Raw genomic sequence first — 19,911 nt, 5'->3', positions numbered from 1 at the left:
TCTGGCCCGTGACAGGGCTGACATCGGAAACCTTCGCTAGGGGATAGCCATGACGCATGTTCAGACGGTCGGCGGCCTTCCGCTCACCGCCGGCCAGAAGGACATCTGGTTCGACGCGAAACTCTCTGGCGGGGGAGCCACGTACAACACCGCCATCTACTGGGACATCAGGGGCCCGCTCGATCACGCCCTGTTCCGCACCGCGCTGGAGCGGCTCGTCGAGGAGTCGGAGTGCCTGCGGACCGGATTCACCGAAGTGGACGGCGAGCCCCGCCAGTTCGTCGAGCCGTTGGAGGCGCTGCCGCTGACGGTCACCGACGTCAGCGGGGCGGCCGACCCGGCCGCGGCGGCGCACGAGGCGATCCGCGCCGATCTGCGGGTGCCGTTCGCCCTGACCGACGAGGGCGGCGAGGACGGCGAGGGCGACGGCGGCGCGCGCGGGCCGCTCTTCCGGCTGAGCGTCTTCACCCTCGGCGTCGACCGCGCCTTCTTCTGCCTCCTCAACCACCACCTCGTCTCCGACGGCTTCAGCTACGTCATCTACTGGCAGCGACTGGCCGCGATCTACGAGGCCCTGCTCGCCGGCGCCGATCTCGACGAGGGCCGTTTCCCGGCGCTGACCACCCTGCTCGACGCCGAGGCCGGCTACGTCGGCTCGGCCCGTGCCGAGCGTGACGCGGCCTACTGGGAGGAACGTTTCTCCGACCGGCCCGAACTGATCAGCCTCTCCACCGGCGACGCCGAGCCGGCCCAGACCTTCCTCCAGGAGCAGGACGTCCTCCCCGAGGCCGTCGCCGAGCGGCTGCGCGCCGTGGCCTGGGAGTCCCGTGTCACCTGGCAGACCGTGCTGGTCGCGGCCCTGGGCGCCTACACCGGCCGGATGGCCGGCACCGAGGACGTCCTGCTGTCCGTGCCCGTCACCGCCCGCGTCGGCGGCGACACCCAGAAGGTCCCCGGCATGGTGGTCAACTACCTGCCGCTGCGGCTCGCCGTGGACTCGTCCACCACCCGTTCCGGCCTGCTCGCCGACGCCTACCGCGCCTTCTCGCAGGCCCTCAAGCACCAGCGCCACCGCGTCAGCAGGATCCGCCGCGCCATGGGCCTGCCCAGCGACGACCGGCGGCCCTTCGGCCCGTTCCTCAACATGATGCCGCAGGTGGAGAAGCTGGCCATCGGCCCGTGCGCGGCCACCATCCACAGCCCGTCCACCGGGCTGGTGGACGACCTCGAGTTCACCGTCGCCGACAAGGGAGACGCCGGCATAGGCATCGACCTGAACGGCAACGAGGCCCGCTACACGCGGTCCGAGGTCCGCGCGCACCTCGACCGGTTCGTCTCCTACCTCGACCGGTTCCTGACCGCCGACGCGGACGCGCCGTTGGCGGGCCTCGAGCTCCTCTCCCCCGGCGAGGCCGCGGAACTGGCCGACGCGCTCACCGGCCCGGTCCGCCCGACCCCGTACCTGGGCGTCGTGGAGCGGATACGGGCGCACGCCGCGAAGACCCCGGACGCCCCGGCCGTCACCGACGACACCGGCACGCTCGGCTACGCCCAGCTCGTCGGCCGGGCCGGCGCGCTGTCCCGGCACCTGACGGGCACCGGCCCGGTCGCCCTCCTCACCGAGCCCGGCCGGGACTTCGTCACCGCCGAGGTGGCCGTCCTCGGCGCCGGGCGGGCCTTCGTACCGCTCGACCCCGGTGCGCCGCTGCCCCGCCTGACCGCCCTGCTGCGCGACAGCGGCGCCGGCTTCGTGCTCACCGACGCCGCGCACAGGGACCTCGCCGAGCAGGCCGCCGCGGCCGCCGGCGACGGCGTCCCGCTGCCCGTGCGCGAGATCGGGACCGAGCAGGACGCCCCGGACGCGCTGCCGCCGGTACTGGGCGGCCCGCAGGACCTGGCGTACGTCATCTACACCTCGGGTTCCACCGGCAAGCCCAAGGGCGCCATGGTGCAGCGCGGCGGCATGGTCAACCACCTGCTCGCCAAGGTCGAGGAGCTGTCCCTGGACGGCTCCGACGCCCTCGTCCACAACGCCCCGGTCACCTTCGACGTCACCGTCTGGCAGACCTTGACCACGCTGCTCGTCGGCGGCCGGGTCCGTGCCTTCAGCCGGGCCGAGGCCTCCGACCCCGACGCGCTGTTCACCACGATCGGCGCCGAGGGCCTGACCGTGCTGGAGGTCGTCCCGTCCCTGCTGCGCGCGACCCTCGACGTGTGGGACGCGGCCGGCTCGGCCCCGGAGCTGCCCGCGCTGCGCTGGATGATCTCCAACGGGGAGGCGCTGCCGGCCGAGCTGTGCACCCGCTGGTTCGCCCGCTACCCGGGCATCGCGCTGGCCAACCTGTACGGCCCGACCGAGTGCTCCGACGACGTCACCCACGCCTACGCCCGCACGGCAGGCGCCCTCGACGCGATGGCCGCGCCGATCGTCCCGATCGGCCGGCCGCTGCGCAACACCCGCCTGCACGTCCTCGGCGACGACCTGACGCCCGTGCCGCGCGGCGTGCGCGGTGAGTTGTACATCTCCGGCGCCGGCGTGGGCCGCGGCTACCTCGGCGACCCCCGCCGCACCGCCGTCACCTTCCTGCCCGACCCCTTCGCCGGCGACGGCTCCCGCATGTACCGCACCGGCGACCTGGTGGAGCTGCGCCCCGACGGACAGCTCGCCTTCGTCGGCCGCCGCGACCACCAGGTCAAGATCCGCGGCCAGCGCATCGAGCTCGGCGAGGTCGAGTCGGCGCTGCGCGCGCTGCCCGGCGTCGCCGACGCGGTCGCCGCCGCCGTGACCGACCCGGCCGGACACAAGCGTCTGGTCGGCTATCTGGAGCCGGAGTCCGGCGTCGTCCTCGACACCCCGGCGCTGCGCGCGCTGCTGGCGGGCCGGCTGCCGGAGGCGCTCGTGCCCACGGTGCTGCTCACTCTGGACGCGCTGCCGCTGACCGCTCACGGCAAGGTGGACCGCAAGGCGCTGCCCGCCCCGGACCTGGGGGGCCCGCAGGCCGCCGTCCGGGCCGCCCGCACCCCCGAGGAGGGCATCCTCTGCGCGGTGCTGGCCGAGGTGCTGGGCCTGCCCGAAGTCGGCGTCGACGACGGGTTCTTCGCCCTCGGCGGCGACAGCATCAGCTCCATCCAGGTCGTCAGCCGGGCCCGCCGGGCCGGGCTGATCGTGACCGCCCGCGATGTCTTCAAGCACCGCACCCCGGCCGCGATCGCCGCCGTGGCCCGGCGCGTGGAGAGCGACGCCGCCGCGGCCGTCGCGGACGACGGAACCGGGGAGATCGACCCGACGCCCATCTCCGATCGGCTGCGCGAGCAGCTGTCCGAACTGCCCGACGCCACTCGCGAGTTCGCCCAGTACACGGTCGTCACCGCGCCCGCCGGACTCACCCCGGCCGTGCTGGAGCCCGCCCTGCAGGCGGTCCTGGACCGGCACGACGCGCTGCGCCTGCGGCTCGGCTCCCCGGTACCGGGCCTGTGGACGCAGGAGGCCCTGGCGCCCGGCGCCGTGAGCGCCGCCGACGTGGTCACCCGGGTCACCGTGCCCGCCGGGGCGGACCGCGCGGCCGTGCTCGCCGAGCAGACCGCCGCCGCCCGGGCCCGGCTGCGTCCCGAGAACGGGCTGGTCGTGCAGGCGGTGCTGCTGGAGGAGGCCCCCGGCGCGGGCGGCCGCCTGCTGCTGGTCGTCCACCACCTGGCCGTGGACGGGGTGTCCTGGCGGATCCTGCTGCCCGACCTGGAGGCCGCCTGGCAGGCCGTCACGGAGGGCCGCACCCCTGCCCTGGAACCCGTCCCGACCTCCTTCCGGACCTGGGCGAAGGCCCTGTCCGCGGAGGCCCGCACCTCCCGCCGGGTGGGTGAACTCCCGCTGTGGAGCGCCCAGTCGGCCGGGGCCGCGGAGATCCTCGCCGACCGGCCGCTGGACCCGGCCGCCGACACCTGGGCGCACGCGGGCCGGCTCCGTCTGGAACTGCCCGCCCAGCTCACCGCCGACGTGCTCACCCGGGTGCCCGCCGCCCTGCACGCCGAGATCAACGAGGTGCTGCTGACCGGCCTCGCGCTGGCCGTCACCGGGCGCCCGGGAGCCCAGGGCACCCGTACCGTCGTCGAGCTGGAGGGCCACGGTCGCGAGCAGATCGGAGACGGCCTCGACGTCTCCCGTACGGTCGGCTGGTTCACCAGCGCCTTCCCCGTCGGGCTGGACGTCGGCGAGCTGGACCGCGCCGAGGTCCGGACCGGCGGCCCGGCCGTCGGCTCCGCCCTCAAGCGGGTCAAGGCCGCGCTGCGCGCCCTGCCCGACCACGGCATCGGCTACGGCCTGCTGCGCCACGTGAACCCGCAGACCGCGGGCGTGCTCGCCCGGGCCGCCGTGCCCCAGATCGGCTTCAACTACCTGGGCCGGTTCGCGGCGGGCGAAGGCGCCTGGGCGATCGAGGCCGGCGGCGCCGGTCTGACCGCCTCCCCCGACACCCCGCTGCGCCAGCCCCTGGACCTGGTCGCGCTCACCGAGGACCGCCCCGAGGGCCCGGTCCTGGTGGCCGAGTGGACCTGGCCGTCCGGCGCGCTCTCCGAAGGCGCCGTGCGGGAGATCGCCGAGGGCTGGTTCGCCGCGCTGGGGGCGCTCGCGACGCACGCCTCGCGCCCCGGATCGGGCGGCCGGATCGCCGCCGAGTTCCCGCTGGTCGACGTGGAGCAGCGGGAGGTCGACGCCTGGGAGCGGGAGTTGGACGGGCTCACCGACGTCCTGCCGCTGTCCCCGCTCCAGCGCGGCCTGCTCTTCCAGGCGGAATTCGACCGCCAGGGCATGGACGCGTACACCCTCCAGGTCGTCATGGACATCGGCGGCGCCCTGGACGTGGCCGCGTTGCGCGCCGCGGCCACCGCGCTGCTGGACCGCAATCCGGCGCTGCGGGCCCGGTTCCGCGAACGGGACCAGGGCGATCCGGTGCAGCTGATCCCGGTCTCCGTCGAGCTGCCGTGGACCGAGACCGACCTCACGGCCGCCGCCGATCCCGGCGCGGAGGCGAGCCGGCGCACCGAGGAGGAGTGGCTGGACCGCTTCGACGTGACGCGGGGCCCGCTGACCCGGTTCACCGTCTACAAGCTGGGCGCCGAACGCCATCGCGTCGTGTGGACCACCCACCACATGCTGGTGGACGGCTGGTCGCTGTCCGCCGTCCTCGCCGAGGAGCTCGTCACCCTGTGGGGCAACGGCGCCGACGTCAGCGCCCTGCGCCCGGTGGCGCCGGGCCGCGCCTACCTGGAGTGGTCCGCCGCCCAGGACAAGCCGGCCGCCCGCGCGGCGTGGGAGCGGGAGCTCGACGGGATCGACGAGGCCACTCGGCTCGGCCCCGCGGACCGGGCGCGGGTCTCCGTCCTGCCCGAGACCTACACCGTGGAGCTGCCCGCCGAGCTGACCTCCGCCCTCACCGACTGGGCGCACCGGCGCGGCCTGACCATGAACACCGTCGTGCAGGGCGCCTGGGCCGCCGTACTGGGCAGCCTCACCGGCCGCCACGACGTGACCTTCGGCGCGGTCGTCTCGGGACGCCCCGCGGACCTGCCCGAGGTCGAGCAGATGGTCGGCGCGTTCCTGCACACCCTGCCGGTACGGGCGGACCTGGACCCGGCGCTGCCCTTCGAGGAGATGCTGGCCGGCCTCCAGGACCGTCAGCTCGCGCTGGAGGAGCACCAGCACCTGGGCCTGGCCGAGGTGCAGCAGGTCGCCGGGATCGGCGAACTCTTCGACACCGTGGTCAGCTTCCACAACTACCCGGCGGGCGCGCTGGACGCGATCGGCTCGTACGTCCCCGGCCTGACGATGCTGGACTGGAAGGCCCGGGTCATCGCCGAGTACCCGCTCGCGGTCGGGGTGTTCCCGACCGAGGGGCAGCGCCTGCGGGTGGAGGCCCAGTACCGCCCGGACGTCTTCGACGCCGCGCGGGCCGAAGTCTTCGTCGACCGGTTCGCCCGCGTGCTGGGGCAGCTCGCCGACGCCCCGCGCACCCCGCTGGGCCGGATCGACGCGCTCACGGGCGAGGAGCGGGAGCAGGTGCTCGGCGCCTGGTCCGGGGCGGCCGCGGCCCGCCCGGCCACCGCCGCCCTGGCCGGCGCGACGTTCGAGCGGTGGGCCCGTTTCTCGCCCGCCAAGCCGGCCGTCTCCCTCGGCGACGAGGAGCTCGACTACGCCGAGCTGAACGGCCGGGCCAACCGGCTGGCCAGGCTGCTGGCCGAGCGCGGTGTCGGTCCGGAGCAGCCGGTCGCCGTGATGCTGCCCCGCTCCCCCGGGCTGATCGTCGCCGCGCTCGCCGCCCTGAAGGCCGGCGCGGTGTTCCTGCCCGTCGACGCCGACTACCCGGTCGACCGGATCGGCTACATGCTGGAGGACGCCCGCCCGCCGGTCCTGCTGACCGACACGGCGACCTGGTCGCGCCCGGCCGGCCTGCCCGACCTGGCCGCGCTCGGGGTCGCTCCGGTGCTGTTGGACGCGCCCGAGACGGCCGCCCGGCTCGCCGCGCTCGACGGGCACGACCTCGCCGACGCGGAGCGGGTGGCGCCGCTGCACCCGGAGAACACGGCGTACGTCATCTACACGTCCGGCTCCACCGGCCGCCCCAAGGGCGTCGCCGTGGCCCACACCGGGCTGATGTCGATGGTCGCCAGCCTCTCCGACCGGTTCTGGCTCGACCACGACGTACGGGTCCTGCAGTTCGCGTCGTTCAGCTTCGACGCCTCGGTCTTCGGCATCATGCTGGCGCTCCTCAACGGCGGCACCCTGGTGATCGCCGACGAGGAGGCCCGCACCCCGGGCCGGCCGCTGGTGGACCTGATCAACGACGCCCGGATCAACCTGGTCGCGCTGCCGCCTGTCGTGGTCGGCGGGCTGCCCGCCGACGCCACCCTCCCCGCGGACCTGCGGCTGGTGGTCACCGGGGAGGCGGTGCCGGCGGAGGTGGTGGAGCGCTGGGGCGGCTCGGTCAGGCTGTTCAACGGCTACGGACCCACGGAGGCCGTCGTCGGCTGCACCGTCGCCGGCCCGCTGGCCCCCCGGGGCGGGCGGCCGCCGATCGGCAAGCCCACCAACGCCCACCGCGTGTACGTGCTCGACCGGAACCTGCGGCCCGTCGCCCCGGGTGTCACGGGCGAGTTGTACGTCGCGGGCGGCTTGGCCCGCGGCTACCTGGACCGGCCGGGGCTGACCGCGTCCCGGTTCGTCGCCGACCCGTACGGCCCGGCGGGCTCCCGGATGTACCGCACGGGAGACCTCGTGAGCTGGCTGCCCGACGGCGACCTGGACTACCTGGACCGGGTCGACGACCAGGTACAGCTCCGCGGGATCCGCATCGAGCTCGGCGAGATCTCCTCCGCCCTGCTCGCCCAGCCCGGCGTCGAACAGGCCGTCGTGGTGATGCGCGAGAACGAGGCGGGCGAACGCCGGCTGGTCGCGTACGTGGTCGCCGGCTCGGCCGCCGGCCCCGAGGCCACCGCGGTGCTGCGCGAACGGCTCGCCGCGGAACTCCCCGACTACATGGTCCCCTCGGCGGTGGTCGCCCTCGCAGAGCTGCCGCTCACCCCCCACGGCAAGCTGGACCGCAAGGCCCTGCCCGACCCGGACCTGGGCGCTACCTCCCGCGGCCGGTCCCCGCGCACGCCCGTCGAAGGCATCCTGTGCGGGCTGTTCGCGGACGTCCTCGGCCTGGAGCAGGTCTCCATCGACGACGACTTCTTCGAGATCGGCGGGCACTCGCTGCTCGCCACCCGCCTGGTCAGCCGGGTGCGCGCCACCCTCGGCGTCGAACTCCCCATCCGCGCCCTGTTCGAGGCCCGGTCCGTGGTGGGCCTGGCCGGACAGGTCGCCCACGCGGCGCAGGCCCGGCCCGCGCTGGCGCCGGCCGCGCCGGGAGGGGAGCGTCCGCTCTCCTTCAGCCAGCAGCGCCAGTGGTTCCTCAACCGGCGCCAGGGCCGCGCGGACGGCTCGTACAACAGCGCCATGGCCTTCCGGCTCACCGGGAAGCTCGACACCGACGCCCTGCAGGCGGCCCTGCTCGACCTGACGGCCCGGCACGAGGTGCTGCGGACGGTGATCCCCGAGCAGGACGGGGTGCCCTCGCTGCGGGTCCTGGACCCGGCCGCGGGCGCGCCGGTCCTCAAGACCGTGTCCGTCTTCACCGACCAGCTCGACACCGCGCTGGCCGCCGAGGCCGACCGGGGCTTCGACCTCACCGAGGAGACCCCGCTGCGGGTGCGGCTCTTCCCGGCCGGCGCGGACGCCTTCGTCCTGCTGATCGTGCTGCACCACATCGCCTTCGACGGCTGGTCGATGGAGCCGCTGCTCGACGACCTCGCCACCGCCTACCGGGCCCGGACCGGCGGGCAGGCCCCGCGGTGGGAGCCGCTGCCGGTGCAGTACTCCGACTTCGCCGTCTGGCAGCGCGAGCTGCTCGGCGAGCCGGACGACCCGGACGGCCTCGGCGCGCGGCAGCTCGACTTCTGGCGCGACGCGCTGGCCGGTCTCCCGGAGGAACTGCCGCTGCCGACCGACTTCCCCCGCCCGGAGGGCGGCGGGACCGCCGGGGACACGGTGCTGTTCGACCTGGACCCGGAACTGCACGGCGCGATCGCGGAGATCGCCCGGACCACCGGCACCACCGAGTTCATCGTCTTCCAGGCGGCGCTCTCGGCCCTGCTGACCCGGTGGGGCGCGGGAACCGACATCCCGCTCGGGGTGTCCGTCGCCGGGCGCGCCGACGACGCGCTCGCCGACGTGGTCGGGATGTTCCTCAACACCCTGGTGCTGCGCGGCGACACCAGCGGCGACCCCACGTTCCGGGAGCTGCTGGAGCGGCTGCGGGAGACCGACCTGGCCGCCTACTCGCACCAGGACGTGCCGTTCGACCAGGTCGTGGACGCGGTCAGGCCGGCCCGCGTGCTGGGCAGGCACCCGCTGTTCCAGGTCTCGCTCACCGTGCAGCACGACGGGGTGCGGGTGCCGGAGCTGGTGGGCCTGAGCGCGGAGCCCGAGTACGTCGGATCCGACCAGGCCAAGCTGGACCTGGTACTGGAGCTCTTCAACTGGCCCGGCCGGGACGGCATGCGCGGTCTGCTGACCTTCAGCACCGCGCTGTTCACCCGGGACACCGCGGAGCGGCTCGTCGAGCAGTTCCGGCAGGTGCTGCGCGCCGCCGTCGCCGACCCGGAGGTGCGCGTCAGCGGTCTCGACGCGGACCGCGGACTCGCGGCCCCGGTGGCGGACACGCTCACCGGGTTGCTCGCCGGGCGGATCGAGGCCTCCCCGGGGGAGACCGCGGTCGGCGCCGGCTCCCGGGCCCTGTCGTACGCGGAGCTGGACGAGCGCGCCGGGCGGCTGGCGCTGCACCTCGTGGAGCGGGGGGCCGGTCCCGGTCGGGTCGTCGCCCTCGCGGTGCCGCGCGCCGTCGACCAGGCGGTGGGCGCTCTCGCGGTGCTCAAGTCCGGTGCGGCCTACGTGCCGGTGGGCGCGGAGGAGCCGAGCGACCGGGTCCGGGAGCTGGTGGAGGCGACCGCCGCGGTGGCCGTCCTCACCACCGAGGGCCTGGCCGGGAGGCTGCGGAGCACCGGGGTGCCGGTCGTGGTCCTGGACCCGGCCGCCGGCGGGCGGGCAGCCGGATCGGCTCCGGCGCACCTGCCGGACCCGGACCGGCCCGCCTATCTGCTGCGCGGGCCGGACGGGGCGGCCACGGTCACCTCCGTCAGCCACGCCGAGGCGGCCGCGCTGGCCGCCGTACCGGGCGCGGCGGCGGACGCCGGGCTCTGGCCCGCCCTTCTCTCGGGCACGGCCATGGGCGCCGCGGACCGGCCGGGGCGCGACTGGTCCGCCCCGGATCCGTCGTCCGCGGCGGCCGACGGGGCGGCCGCCCCGGACGGCGCGGTGGACGGCTCGGTTGACGGCCTGCGCGAGACGGCCGTCGCCGACGCCGATCCGGTCGAGGAGACGCTGCTGCGGATCGTCCGCGACGTGCTCGCCACCGACGCGCTCACCGCCGGGGCGAACTTCTTCGAAGCCGGCATGGACAGCATGAAGTCGCTGCGGGTGGTCAGCCTGGCCCGCAAGGCCGATCTGGGGCTGAGCATCGCGGACGTCTTCGTCCACCAGAGCGTCGCCGCGCTGGCCGCCGGCCTGCGCCCGGCGGCCGAACCGGACCCCGAACCGGCCCCCGAACCGGCTCCGGAATCCGCCGTACGAGCACCGGCGCCGGAGGCGATGCGCAGCAGTGCCCGGGGCATGGCCGAGGCCATCGCCGAGGCCGACGGGATCGACCACGTCGACCACTTCACCCCGATGCTGACCATCCAGCCCGAGGGCGACCGCACCCCGCTGTTCTGCGTGCACAGCGGTGTGGGGCTGTCCCTGTCCTATCTGACCCTGGTGCCCTACCTGCACCCCGACCAGCCCGTCTACGCCCTCCAGTCGCCCACCGTGGTGGACGGCGCTCCCCTTCCGGAGAGCATCGAGGAGAACGCGGCGGAGTACATCCGGCTGATCAAGGAGGTCCGGCCCGAAGGCCCGTACCACCTGCTGGGCTGGTCGTTCGGCGGACTGCTCGCCTACGAGATGGCCGTCCAGCTCCGGGCGGCGGGCGACGAGGTCGGCCTCCTGACCGTCATGGACTCCTTCCCGCGCACCGACGCGGTCGACGAGCGCGACGAACAGGTACGGCTGGGCTGGCTGATGGAGGGCATCGGCCATCACCGGGACGAGTTCGGCGGCCGCCGGCTCGCGCCGGACGACCTCTACGAGACGCTGCTCCGGGACGGCAGTCCGCTGGCCCGGATGGGCCGCGAACGGCTCGGCCGGGTGGTCGACCTGATGGGCCGCCACCAGCTCCTCAACACCCGCTACAAGCCGGGTGAGTACGCGGGGGACGTGGAGCTCTTCCTGGCCGAGCACTCGCCCTGGGGCGAGGTGACCGACAAGGACGTCCTGTGGAAGGAGTTCATGACCGGCTCCGTGCGGGTGCACCGCATCGACTGCGCGCACGACGACATGCTCAACCCGGAGCCGCTGACCGCCATCGGCCCGGCCCTGCGGACCGCCCTCGACGCCTGGAAGGCCGGTAACCGGTCATGACGACGACCCTTCCGCGCCCCGAGGCGGACCCCGACAAGACCGCCGTGGCCACCGCCACCGGGACGCCGCGACTCGCGGCGGCCCGGGGGCCGGCCGGCCTGCGGACCCTGCTCACCGAGACCGGCGCCGTCATCGGCCGGCGGCTGCGCCGGATGCGGCGGGCCCCCGGCCGCTCCATCGGCATCGTGCTCAACCCGATGCTCTCGCTGATCATGCTCGGCTACCTCTTCCGCTACTCGATCCACCTGCCCCAGGGCGGCGACTACGTCGAGTACGTCTTCGCCGGCGGAGCCGTCCAGGTCGGCCTGGCCTGTGTCGGCCCCACCGCGGTCTCGCTCGCCCTGGACATGCAGGGCGGGCTGGTGGACCGGTTCCGCTCGCTGCCCATCAACCGGGCCTCGATCCCGATCGGGCACACCGCCGCGGACTGGCTCGTGGGCATGGGCGGACTGGGCACCACCATCCTGATCGGCCTCGTGCTGGGCTGGCGTTCGCACACCGGGGTGCTGCCCACCCTGGCGGGCTTCGCCCTGATCGCGGTCTTCATCTACGCGATGCTGTGGCTCGGGGTGCTGCTCGCGCTGACCCTGCGCAGCGTCGAGACGATCAGCGTGGTGGCCCCGTTCATCGTGGTCGTGCTGCCCTTCCTGTCGAGCGCCTTCCTCTCCCCCCAGACCATGCCGTCGGCGCTCCGCCCGCTCGCCGAGTGGAACCCGGTGACCGCCGTCATCGCGTCCTGCCGCGACCTGTGGGGCAACCCGGACACGCCCAGCAGCGGGTTCGCGGGCACCCATCCGCTCGTGGTGGTCTCGGTCACCCTGACCGTGATCTTCGTGACCTGCACCGTCGTGAGCCTGCGGCGTTTCCGTACGGCGACCAGCTGACACCCCCGTCGAAGACCCGAGGAACACCATGACCGTGACCCAGGAGGTGGCTCCGGCCGCCGCCGTCCCCGAACCCGCCGCCCTCGACCTGACCGACCCGCAGACCTTCCTCGACGTCGACCCGCACGCCATGTGGCGCCGGTTCCGCGCCGAGAGCCCGGTGCACTGGCATCCGGCCGGAGCGCGCACCCCGGGCTTCTGGGTGATCTCCACGTACGCCGACGCCGTCGCCGTCTACCGGGACAACAAGCGGTTCACCTCCGAGAAGGGCAACGTCCTCACCACGCTGCTGCAGGGCGAGGACTCCGCCTCCCGCAAGATGCTGGCCGTCACCGACGGCGTCCGGCACCGCGAGATCCGCAACGTGATGCTCAAGTCCTTCGCGCCGCGCGTCCTGGAGCCGGTCGTCGCCGGGGTGCACGAGCACACCCGCGAGCTGCTCGGCAGGGCGATCGCGGCGCGGCGGGTGGACTTCGTCGCCGACGTCGTCGACCACATCCCGATCCAGACCATGGGCGACCTGCTCGACATCCCGCACGCCGACCGCCCGCGGCTGGTGGAGTGGAACACCCGGACCCTGGCCCGGGAGGGGTCCGGGGACGACGAGTTCGAGTCCCTGATGGCCCGCAACGAGATCATCATGTACATGGGCGAGCTGGCGGCCGAGCGGCGCCGCAACCCGGGCGAGGACGTCCTGAGCACCCTCGCCGCCGCGACCGTCGACGGCAAGCCGCTCACCGAGGACGAGATCGTCCTCAACGCCTACAGCCTGATCCTCGGTGGCGACGAGTCCACCCGGACCTCGATCATCGGCGGGCTGATCGCCCTCGCCGAGAACCCCGAGCAGTGGCGCCGGCTCAAGTCCGGCGAGGTGTCCGCGGACAGCGCGACCGAGGAGATCCTGCGCTGGACCACCCCGGCCATGCACTTCGGACGCCGCGCCCTGGTCGACGTACCGCTGCGCGACAAGACCATCAGGGCCGGCGACATCGTCACCCTCTGGAACACCTCGGCCAACTTCGACGAGCAGGCCTTCACCGACCCGGAGCGCTTCGACGTCGGCCGCACCCCCAACAAGCACGTGGTGTTCGGCCACGGTCCGCACTTCTGCCTCGGTGCCTTCCTGGGCCGGGTGCACGTGAAGGCCATGGTGGAGGCGCTGGCCGCGATGGTCGACGACATCACGCTGCTCGGGCCGCCGCAACGCCTCTACTCCAACTTCGTCCGCGCCTACAGCGCGCTGCCCGTCGCCTTCACCGGCAAGGAGACCCACTGAGATGCGACACGAGACACGCACGGCCGGCGGCACGACCTTGGCCGTGCTGTACGCCGACACCCAGTCCGCCGAGGTCCGCACGCGGGCCGAGGAGCTCCTCGCCGAGCACGGCGCGGTCCTCGTACGGGGCCTCGGGCTCACCGACGCGGACGCCTTCCACGCCGCGGTGAGCCTCTTCGGCGACTCCCTCATCGACAGCTACCGGGGCGGCAACACCCCCCGGGCGGCCGTCTCCGACGGGGTGTTCACCTCCACCGAGTACCCCGCCCGCTTCGACATCTCCCTCCACAACGAGATGTCGTACGCCAAGGCGTGGCCGACCCGGCTGTTCTTCGGCTGCCTGATCGCGCCCGAGACCGGCGGGGCCACCCCGGTCTGCGACGGCGGGGCGCTGCTGGCCTCGCTGCCGCCGGAGGTACGGGACCGGTTCGCCTCGGGCGTGGTCTACCGCCAGCACCTGCACGGCGGGTTCGGGCTGGGCAAGTCCTGGCAGGCCACCTTCGAAACGGAGGACAGGGCGGTGGTCGAGCGGTTCCTGGAGGAGTCGGCGGCCGAGTACTCCTGGACGCCCGACGGCGGCCTGCGGGTCAGCCAGCGCCGCCCGGGCGTCCGGCCCAACCCCCGTACCGGCGCCGACACCTGGTTCAACCAGGCCGACCAGTGGCACCCCTCGAACCTGCCCGAGGAGGAGGCCGAGACCCTGTTGTCGCTGATCGACGACGTGGACGAGCTGCCGCACTGGGTCACCTACGCCGACGGCACCCCGCTCTCGGACGACGACCTGGCCCATGTGCGCAAGGCGCAGCGGGAGAACCGGCTGGCGGAGCCGTGGCAGGTCGGCGACATCATGATCGTGGACAACATGTCGGTGCTGCACGGGCGCGAGGCGTACACGGGAGACCGCAAGATCGTCGTCTCGATGACCTGACCGCGCGAGCGGTCCGGCGGGAAGGGGCTCGGCACGCGGTACGCCGGGCCCCTTCGGCCTCCCCTCATTCACCGCCCCCTTAAGGACGTGGCCGTCGGCCGGCCGCGTCCCTAGCGTCTGATCCGATGGCGCCCGTGGTGCCCCGCGGTGCCCGGGCGAGAAATGGACGGAAAGCATGAATGCACTCGACGACATCCTCGGAGGCGTGCGGGCCGGCCTGTCGGAGCGACGGCGTCGGATCCCGGAGTGCGAGCTGCGCGACCTGGCCTCGGAGGTCCAGCCCGTCCCGGACTGCGCCGAGCTGCTGCGCGGCACGGACGGGCTGAAGGTGATCGCCGAGGTGAAGCGGGCCAGTCCGGCGCACGGCCGGCTCTCGGCGATCGAGGACCCGGGGGCGCTGGCGGCCGCCTACGAGGCGGGCGGCGCGGCGGCGGTCAGCGTGCTGACGGAGGAGCTGCGGTTCGACGGGTCGCTGGCGGACCTGGACGCCGTACGGGCCCGGGTCGGCGTGCCGCTGCTGCGCAAGGACTTCGTGGTCGACCCGTACCAGGTGTGGGAGGCGCGGGCGCACGGCGCGAGCATGCTGCTGCTGATCGTGGCGGCGCTCGAACAGCCGCTGCTGGTCGACCTGGTGGCGCAGGCCGCGGAGATCGGGCTGACCCCGCTGGTGGAGGTGCACGACGCCGCCGAGGCCCGCCGGGCGTTGGACGCGGGGGCCTGGGTGATCGGGGTCAACGCGCGCGATCTGAAGACCCTGGAGATGGACAAGGGGGCCTTCACGCGGATCGCGCCGGACATCCCGGAGAACATCGTGCGGATCGCCGCGTCCGGGGTGCGCGGGCCGCGCTGTGCGGTCGAGTACGCGGAGCTGGGCGCCGACGCGATCCTGGTGGGCGAGGCCCTCGTCACCAGCGGCCACCACCGGGAGGCGGTGGCCGCGCTGGTGGCGGCGGGCCGCCGGCCTATCGGACCGCGGCCGGACGGTGGTCGGCTGGGCGGTGGTCGGCTGGGCGGTGGCCTGTTCCCTCGGCTGCCCGGTTCTCCCGGTCCTTCTTTTCCGTGACCGCCGCCCAGCGTTCCAGAACGGCGGCCGCCGCACCGGAGTCGATCGCCTCGGCGGCCCGCGCCACCCCGTCGGCGAGCCGCTCGGTGATCGGCCGCCCGTCGGGGGCCAGGGCCGCGAGCCCGGCCGCCGCCGACAACAGGACCGCGTCCCGGACCGGTCCGTGGGCCCCCGCGAGCACCTCGCGGGCCACTCGCGCGTTGTGGACCCGGTCGCCGCCCCGCAGCGCGTCCGGCGGCGCGTAGGGGATTCCGATGTCCAGCGGGTCGAAGGTCTCCTTCCGCACTCCGGAGCCAGTGGCCGACCACACGGTGGAGGTAGTGGTGACCGTCAGCTCGTCCATCCCGTCGTCGCCCCGGAAGACCAGCGCGGACACCCCGCGCCGGGCCAGCACCTCGGCGATCAGCGGAGCCAGCCGGGCGTCGGCGACACCGACCGCCTGCGCCACGGGATCGGCCGGATTGGTCAGCGGCCCGAGGGCGTTGAAGACCGTACGGACACCCAGTTCGCGGCGGGGCCCGGCGGCGTGCCGCATGGCCGGGTGGAACAACGGGGCGAAGCAGAAGGTGATGCCGGTCTCCTCCGCGACCTCGGCGACGTCCGCGGCGGGCAGGCCCAGCGCGATCCCCAGCTCCTCCAGCACGTCGGCCGAACCGCAGGCGGACGAGGCGGAGCGGTTGCCGTGCTTGACCACGCGGGCGCCGGCCCCGGCGGCCACCACCGCGGACATCGTGGAGACGTTCACGCTGTGCGAGCCGTCGCCGCCGGTGCCGACGATGTCGAGCGCGGGGCCGGGCACCGACAGCGTCACGGCGTGCCGGCGCATCCCGCGCACCAGGCCTTCCACCTCCTCGGCGGTCTCCCCCTTGGCCCGCAGCGCGGTCATCAGCCCGGCGAGCCGGACCGGTCCGGCCTCGCCGGACATGATCCGGTCCATCGCCCATTCGGTTTCCCGCGCGGAGAGGTTCCGTCGGTCCAGCAATGCGTCCAGCAATTCGGGCCAGGCGGTCACGAAGGTCTCCTAGGCAACGGCGGGGAACACGTCCGCCACCCAGTCTGGGAAAAGACCGGCCGAGTTTCCAGACCACTGTCCCGCACCTCGCACGGTCCAATTCGGAAGACACCGAAGGAGAAAACCAGTGGCCTTGCACGCCGCGGTCACGCTCGTCAGGGAATCCGAAGTTCCGCTGACGTCGCAGATCCAGCGATTCATCAAGAAAGAGGTGACCGAGGGAATTCTGCACCCCGGCACCCGGCTGCCCTCCAGCCGCCGCCTCGCCGACGACCTCGGCGTCTCCCGCAGCGTCGTGGTGGAGGCGTACGGGCAGCTCGTCGCGGAGGGCTATCTGGAGGCCGTGCAGGGCGCGGGAACGCAGGTCGTGCGCCACCTCGACCGCGCCTCTCCCGCGCCGCCCGTGCCCTCCCTGCTGGACGACGGGCACGCCGCCCGCCGGGAGCCGCCGGTCCGCTGGGACCTGCGCCCCGGCGGGGGCAACGTCCCCGACTTCCCGCGCCGCGAATGGCTCGCGTGCTACCAGCGGGCCCTGCACTCGGCCGACCCGGCCGGCCTCGACTACCCGCCGCTCGCCGGGGATTCCCGGCTGCGCGTGGAGCTCGCCCACTACCTGGGCCGGATGTGCGGGGTGCGCAGTACGCCCGAGCAGGTCATGGTGACCGCCGGGTTCGCGCAGGCGCTGGGCCTGCTGGCCGCCGTACTGCCGCGGCTGGGCATCGGCGCCCTCGGCATCGAGAACCCGGGCCACCCGGGCCAGCGCCGCTTCGTGCGGGAGAGCGGCCTGCGGCCCGTACCGCTGCCGGTGGACGAGGAGGGCATCGACGTGGCCGCGCTCGCCGCCTCCGGGGTGCGGGCCGTCCTGGTCACTCCGGCGCACCAGTTCCCCACCGGAGCGACCCTCTCCGAGCGCCGTCGCGAGGCGCTGGTGCGGTGGGCGCACGACGTGGACGGCGTGATCGTCGAGGACGACTACGACCGGGGTCTTTGGTACGAGCGGGGAGCCGGCCGGCCGCTGGCGCTCCAGCGGCTCGCGCCGGACCACGTCGTGTACGCGGGAACGGTCAGCAAGTCCCTCGCCCCCGGGCTGCGGCTGGGCTGGCTGGCCGCCCCCGCGCCGCTCCTGGACCGGCTGCTGCGCGCCCGGGCCCGCCAGGACCTGGGCACCGACGTGCTGACCCAGCTCGCGTTCGCGGAGTTCCTGCGCGGCGGCGCCTACGACCGGCACCTGCGCCGGCTGAACTCCCTGTGCCGCCACCGCCACGACGCGCTGCGCGAGGCCGTGCGCCGGCACCTGCCGGGAGCGTCCGTGGTGGGCCGGGCCGCGGGACTGCACGCGTACGTGACGCTGCCCCGGCACACCGACGAGGCGGCGTTGGTGGCCGGGGCGTTGCGCCGCTCGGTGCTGCTCTCCGGCGCGGCCGCCCACCACGCCCGCCCGGGCGAGGGTGCGCCCGCCCTGGTGGTGGGGCACGCCCATCTGCCTCGCGCGGGGGCGGAGGAGGCGGTGCGGGAGCTGGCGGCGGTGCTCAGCGGGGCGTGAGCGTTCCCGCCCGCATCGCCAGGAAGTTCCCCATCATCGTCAGCCCGCCGGTGGTCATGATGGACTCGGGGTGGAACTGCACGCCCTCCACCGGCAGCGTCCGGTGGCGCAGCCCCATCACGTACCCGTGGTCGGCGGCCACCGCCGTGGTGACCAGCGGCTCCGGCAGCGGGTCGGCGACCAGCAGCGAGTGGTAGCGGGTGGCCTCCAGGGTGTGGCCCAGGCCCTCGAAGAGCCCCCGGCCGTCGTGCCGGACGGTGCTGGTCCGCCCGTGCATGACCTGCCCGGCGACCTCGATCCGGCCGCCGTACGCCAGCCCGATGGCCTGGTGCCCCAGGCAGACCCCGAGCAGCGGGACCCGGCCGGCGAACTCGTGGACCAGCTCCACGTGCCCGGACTCCGCGGGATGCCCGGGACCCGGACCGAGTACGACCGCGTCGGGCTCCAGCCCGGCCAGCTGCTCAGGGGTCCGGGTCCGGGACCGCACCACCTCGGTGTCGGCGCCGAGCACCCGCAGGTACTGGTCGATGATGTGGACGAAACTGTCGTACGCGTCGATCAACAGCACCTTCAAGGCAGCAGCTCCTCATCCGTGAGCGCCCAGTAGGCGGCCCCCATCTTCGCCAGCGTCTCCTGCCACTCGGACTCCGGCTCGGACTGGGCGACCATGCCCGCCGAGCTCTGCGTGGAGTACGTGCGGCCGTCGTACTCGATCGTGCGGATGCACAGCGCCAGTTCGCTCCACCCCCGTACGTCGACCAGGCCGACCGCGCCGGCGTAGGCGCCGCGCCGCTCGCGCTCCAGGCCGTCGATGATCTCCATGGCGCGCACCTTGGGCGCGCCGGACATGGTCCCGGCGGGGAAGGTGGCCCGGACCGCGTCCCAGACGCCGACCTCCGGGGCCAGCCGGCCGGAGACGGTCGAGACCAGGTGGAACACGTGGGAGTAGGTCTCCACCTCCATCAGCCGGTCCACCGGCTGGGTGCTGGGCAGCGCGACCCGGCCGATGTCGTTGCGGCACAGGTCGACCAGCATGATGTGCTCGGCCTGCTCCTTGACGCTCTCGCGCATCTCCTTCACGCGCCGCTGGTTGACCTCCTCGTCGGGGCCGCGGCGGGCGGTACCGGCGATCGGGCGCATCAGGATCTCGCCGTCCTCGATCCGGAAGAACAGCTCCGGGCTGGCCCCGATCAGGGTCCGTCCGGCCTGCGGCATCAGGTACATGTACGGCGAGGGGTTGCGGCCGCGCAGCCGCCGGTAGACGTCGAGGGGGGTCAGGTCGGTCTCGACGTCGACGCGGTGGCCGATCTGGATCTGGTAGACGTCGCCGACGCCGATGTGTTCCAGGCAGCGCTCGGCCCAGCCCAGGAAGGTCTCCCGGTCGACGCTGTCGCGCACCGACCGGGGGGCGGGCGCCGGCGGGTGGCCTGCCGGGCGGGGGGCCTGCGGCAGTTCGGGGAGTTCGGGCGGTTCCGCCGGGCCCGCGAAGGCCGGGCCGTCGGCGCGCAGTCGGCGCACCCGGCCGTCGGCGACCTCGTACCAGACGGTGTCCCGGAACAGGGTGAGCGTGATGTCGGGGCGCCCGCCGTCCCCCTCGGTCCGCTCCGGCAGCTCCTCCATGTGCCAGGACGACTCGTACGCGAGCGAGGTCAGGAACCCGAAGGCGTAGCCGGTGTCGGGGAGTTCGGTGGTCACCGAGAACAACCCCTGGGCCCGTCGCAGGGCGTCCCAGACCTGGTCGGAGCGGGTGAAGCGGAAGACGTACGGGCCGTCGGGGAGCGGGTGGTGGGCCACCGGGCAGCCCGCGGCCGGCCCGTCGGTGACCAGGCCGGCCGCCTCGACCGCGCCAGCCAGTGCCCGCTTGAGCTCCGCCGCGGGGCCGTCCACTTCGACCCGGTCCGCGTGGACCCGGATCTCGGCGAGCCGCCCGAATCCGACGACGGCGGACCGGCGGTCGGCGGGCGCCCCCTCCAGGCTCTCGAAGAGGAACACCTCCTCGGCGGGGAGGACCTCGCGCAGCGCCGCGTACAGGTCCAGCGGGGCGTGCCGGGCCAGTTCCTCCACGGTGACCCGAACCTCCACTTCCGGATTGCTCACATCA

General features: G+C 74.2%; 9 protein-coding genes. 6 read left to right on the top strand and 3 right to left on the bottom strand.

The genetic code is table 11. The annotated features are described in order from the left end of the window. The first annotated feature begins 49 nt into the window (after positions 1–49). The 5 genes from ACFV9H_RS08075 (at position 50) to trpC (ending at position 15,255) form a co-directional block, all read left to right on the top strand. A complete protein-coding gene (locus tag ACFV9H_RS08075) occupies positions 50–11,104 on the top strand; it encodes an amino acid adenylation domain-containing protein (protein ID WP_385394911.1) in 11,055 nt (3,684 codons plus the stop codon). Then, positions 11,101–11,988, top strand: a complete 888-nt coding sequence (locus ACFV9H_RS08070) for an ABC transporter permease (protein ID WP_385394909.1) — start codon at positions 11,101–11,103, stop codon at positions 11,986–11,988. The genes ACFV9H_RS08075 and ACFV9H_RS08070 overlap by 4 nt, the downstream gene beginning before the upstream one ends. Positions 11,989–12,016: 28 nt before the next feature. Further along, positions 12,017–13,264: a cytochrome P450 gene (locus ACFV9H_RS08065; protein WP_385394907.1), complete on the top strand. Its 1,248-nt coding sequence runs from the start codon at positions 12,017–12,019 to the stop codon at positions 13,262–13,264. Between the two features lies 1 nt (position 13,265). Further along, on the top strand, positions 13,266–14,192 hold the full coding sequence (locus ACFV9H_RS08060; RefSeq protein WP_385394904.1) for a TauD/TfdA family dioxygenase: 927 nt from the start codon (positions 13,266–13,268) through the stop codon (positions 14,190–14,192). 175 nt (positions 14,193–14,367) lie between these two features. After that, positions 14,368–15,255, top strand: a complete 888-nt coding sequence (gene trpC / locus ACFV9H_RS08055) for an indole-3-glycerol phosphate synthase TrpC (RefSeq protein WP_385394901.1) — start codon at positions 14,368–14,370, stop codon at positions 15,253–15,255. On the opposite strand, the gene trpD is transcribed toward trpC, so the two are convergent. After that, on the bottom strand, positions 15,155–16,267 hold the full coding sequence (trpD, locus tag ACFV9H_RS08050) for an anthranilate phosphoribosyltransferase (protein ID WP_385394899.1): 1,113 nt from the start codon (positions 16,265–16,267) through the stop codon (positions 15,155–15,157). The two genes, trpC and trpD, sit on opposite strands and share 101 nt — an antisense overlap. Positions 16,268–16,394: 127 nt before the next feature. Between trpD and ACFV9H_RS08045 the strand changes: the two genes are divergently transcribed. Next, positions 16,395–17,810, top strand: a complete 1,416-nt coding sequence (locus ACFV9H_RS08045) for a PLP-dependent aminotransferase family protein (protein ID WP_385394896.1) — start codon at positions 16,395–16,397, stop codon at positions 17,808–17,810. Here ACFV9H_RS08045 and ACFV9H_RS08040 read toward each other — a convergent pair. Together ACFV9H_RS08040 and ACFV9H_RS08035 are read right to left on the bottom strand one after the other, a co-directional pair. Then, entirely contained in the window at positions 17,797–18,384 is a 588-nt protein-coding gene (locus tag ACFV9H_RS08040) for an anthranilate synthase component II (protein WP_385394893.1), read from the bottom strand. The two genes, ACFV9H_RS08045 and ACFV9H_RS08040, sit on opposite strands and share 14 nt — an antisense overlap. Further along, positions 18,381–19,907 (bottom strand): anthranilate synthase component I family protein, encoded by a 1,527-nt coding sequence (locus ACFV9H_RS08035; protein ID WP_385394890.1) that lies wholly within the window; start codon positions 19,905–19,907, stop codon positions 18,381–18,383. Before ACFV9H_RS08035 ends, ACFV9H_RS08040 begins: the two co-directional genes overlap by 4 nt. Positions 19,908–19,911: the final 4 nt, after the last annotated feature.

Origin of the sequence: Streptomyces sp. NPDC059874 (assembly GCF_042731135.1) — a bacterium.
GTDB lineage: Bacteria > Actinomycetota > Actinomycetes > Streptomycetales > Streptomycetaceae > Streptomyces.
The sequence above is the reverse complement of the archived record's forward strand: the minus strand, read 5'-3'. Positions and strand labels throughout refer to the sequence as shown.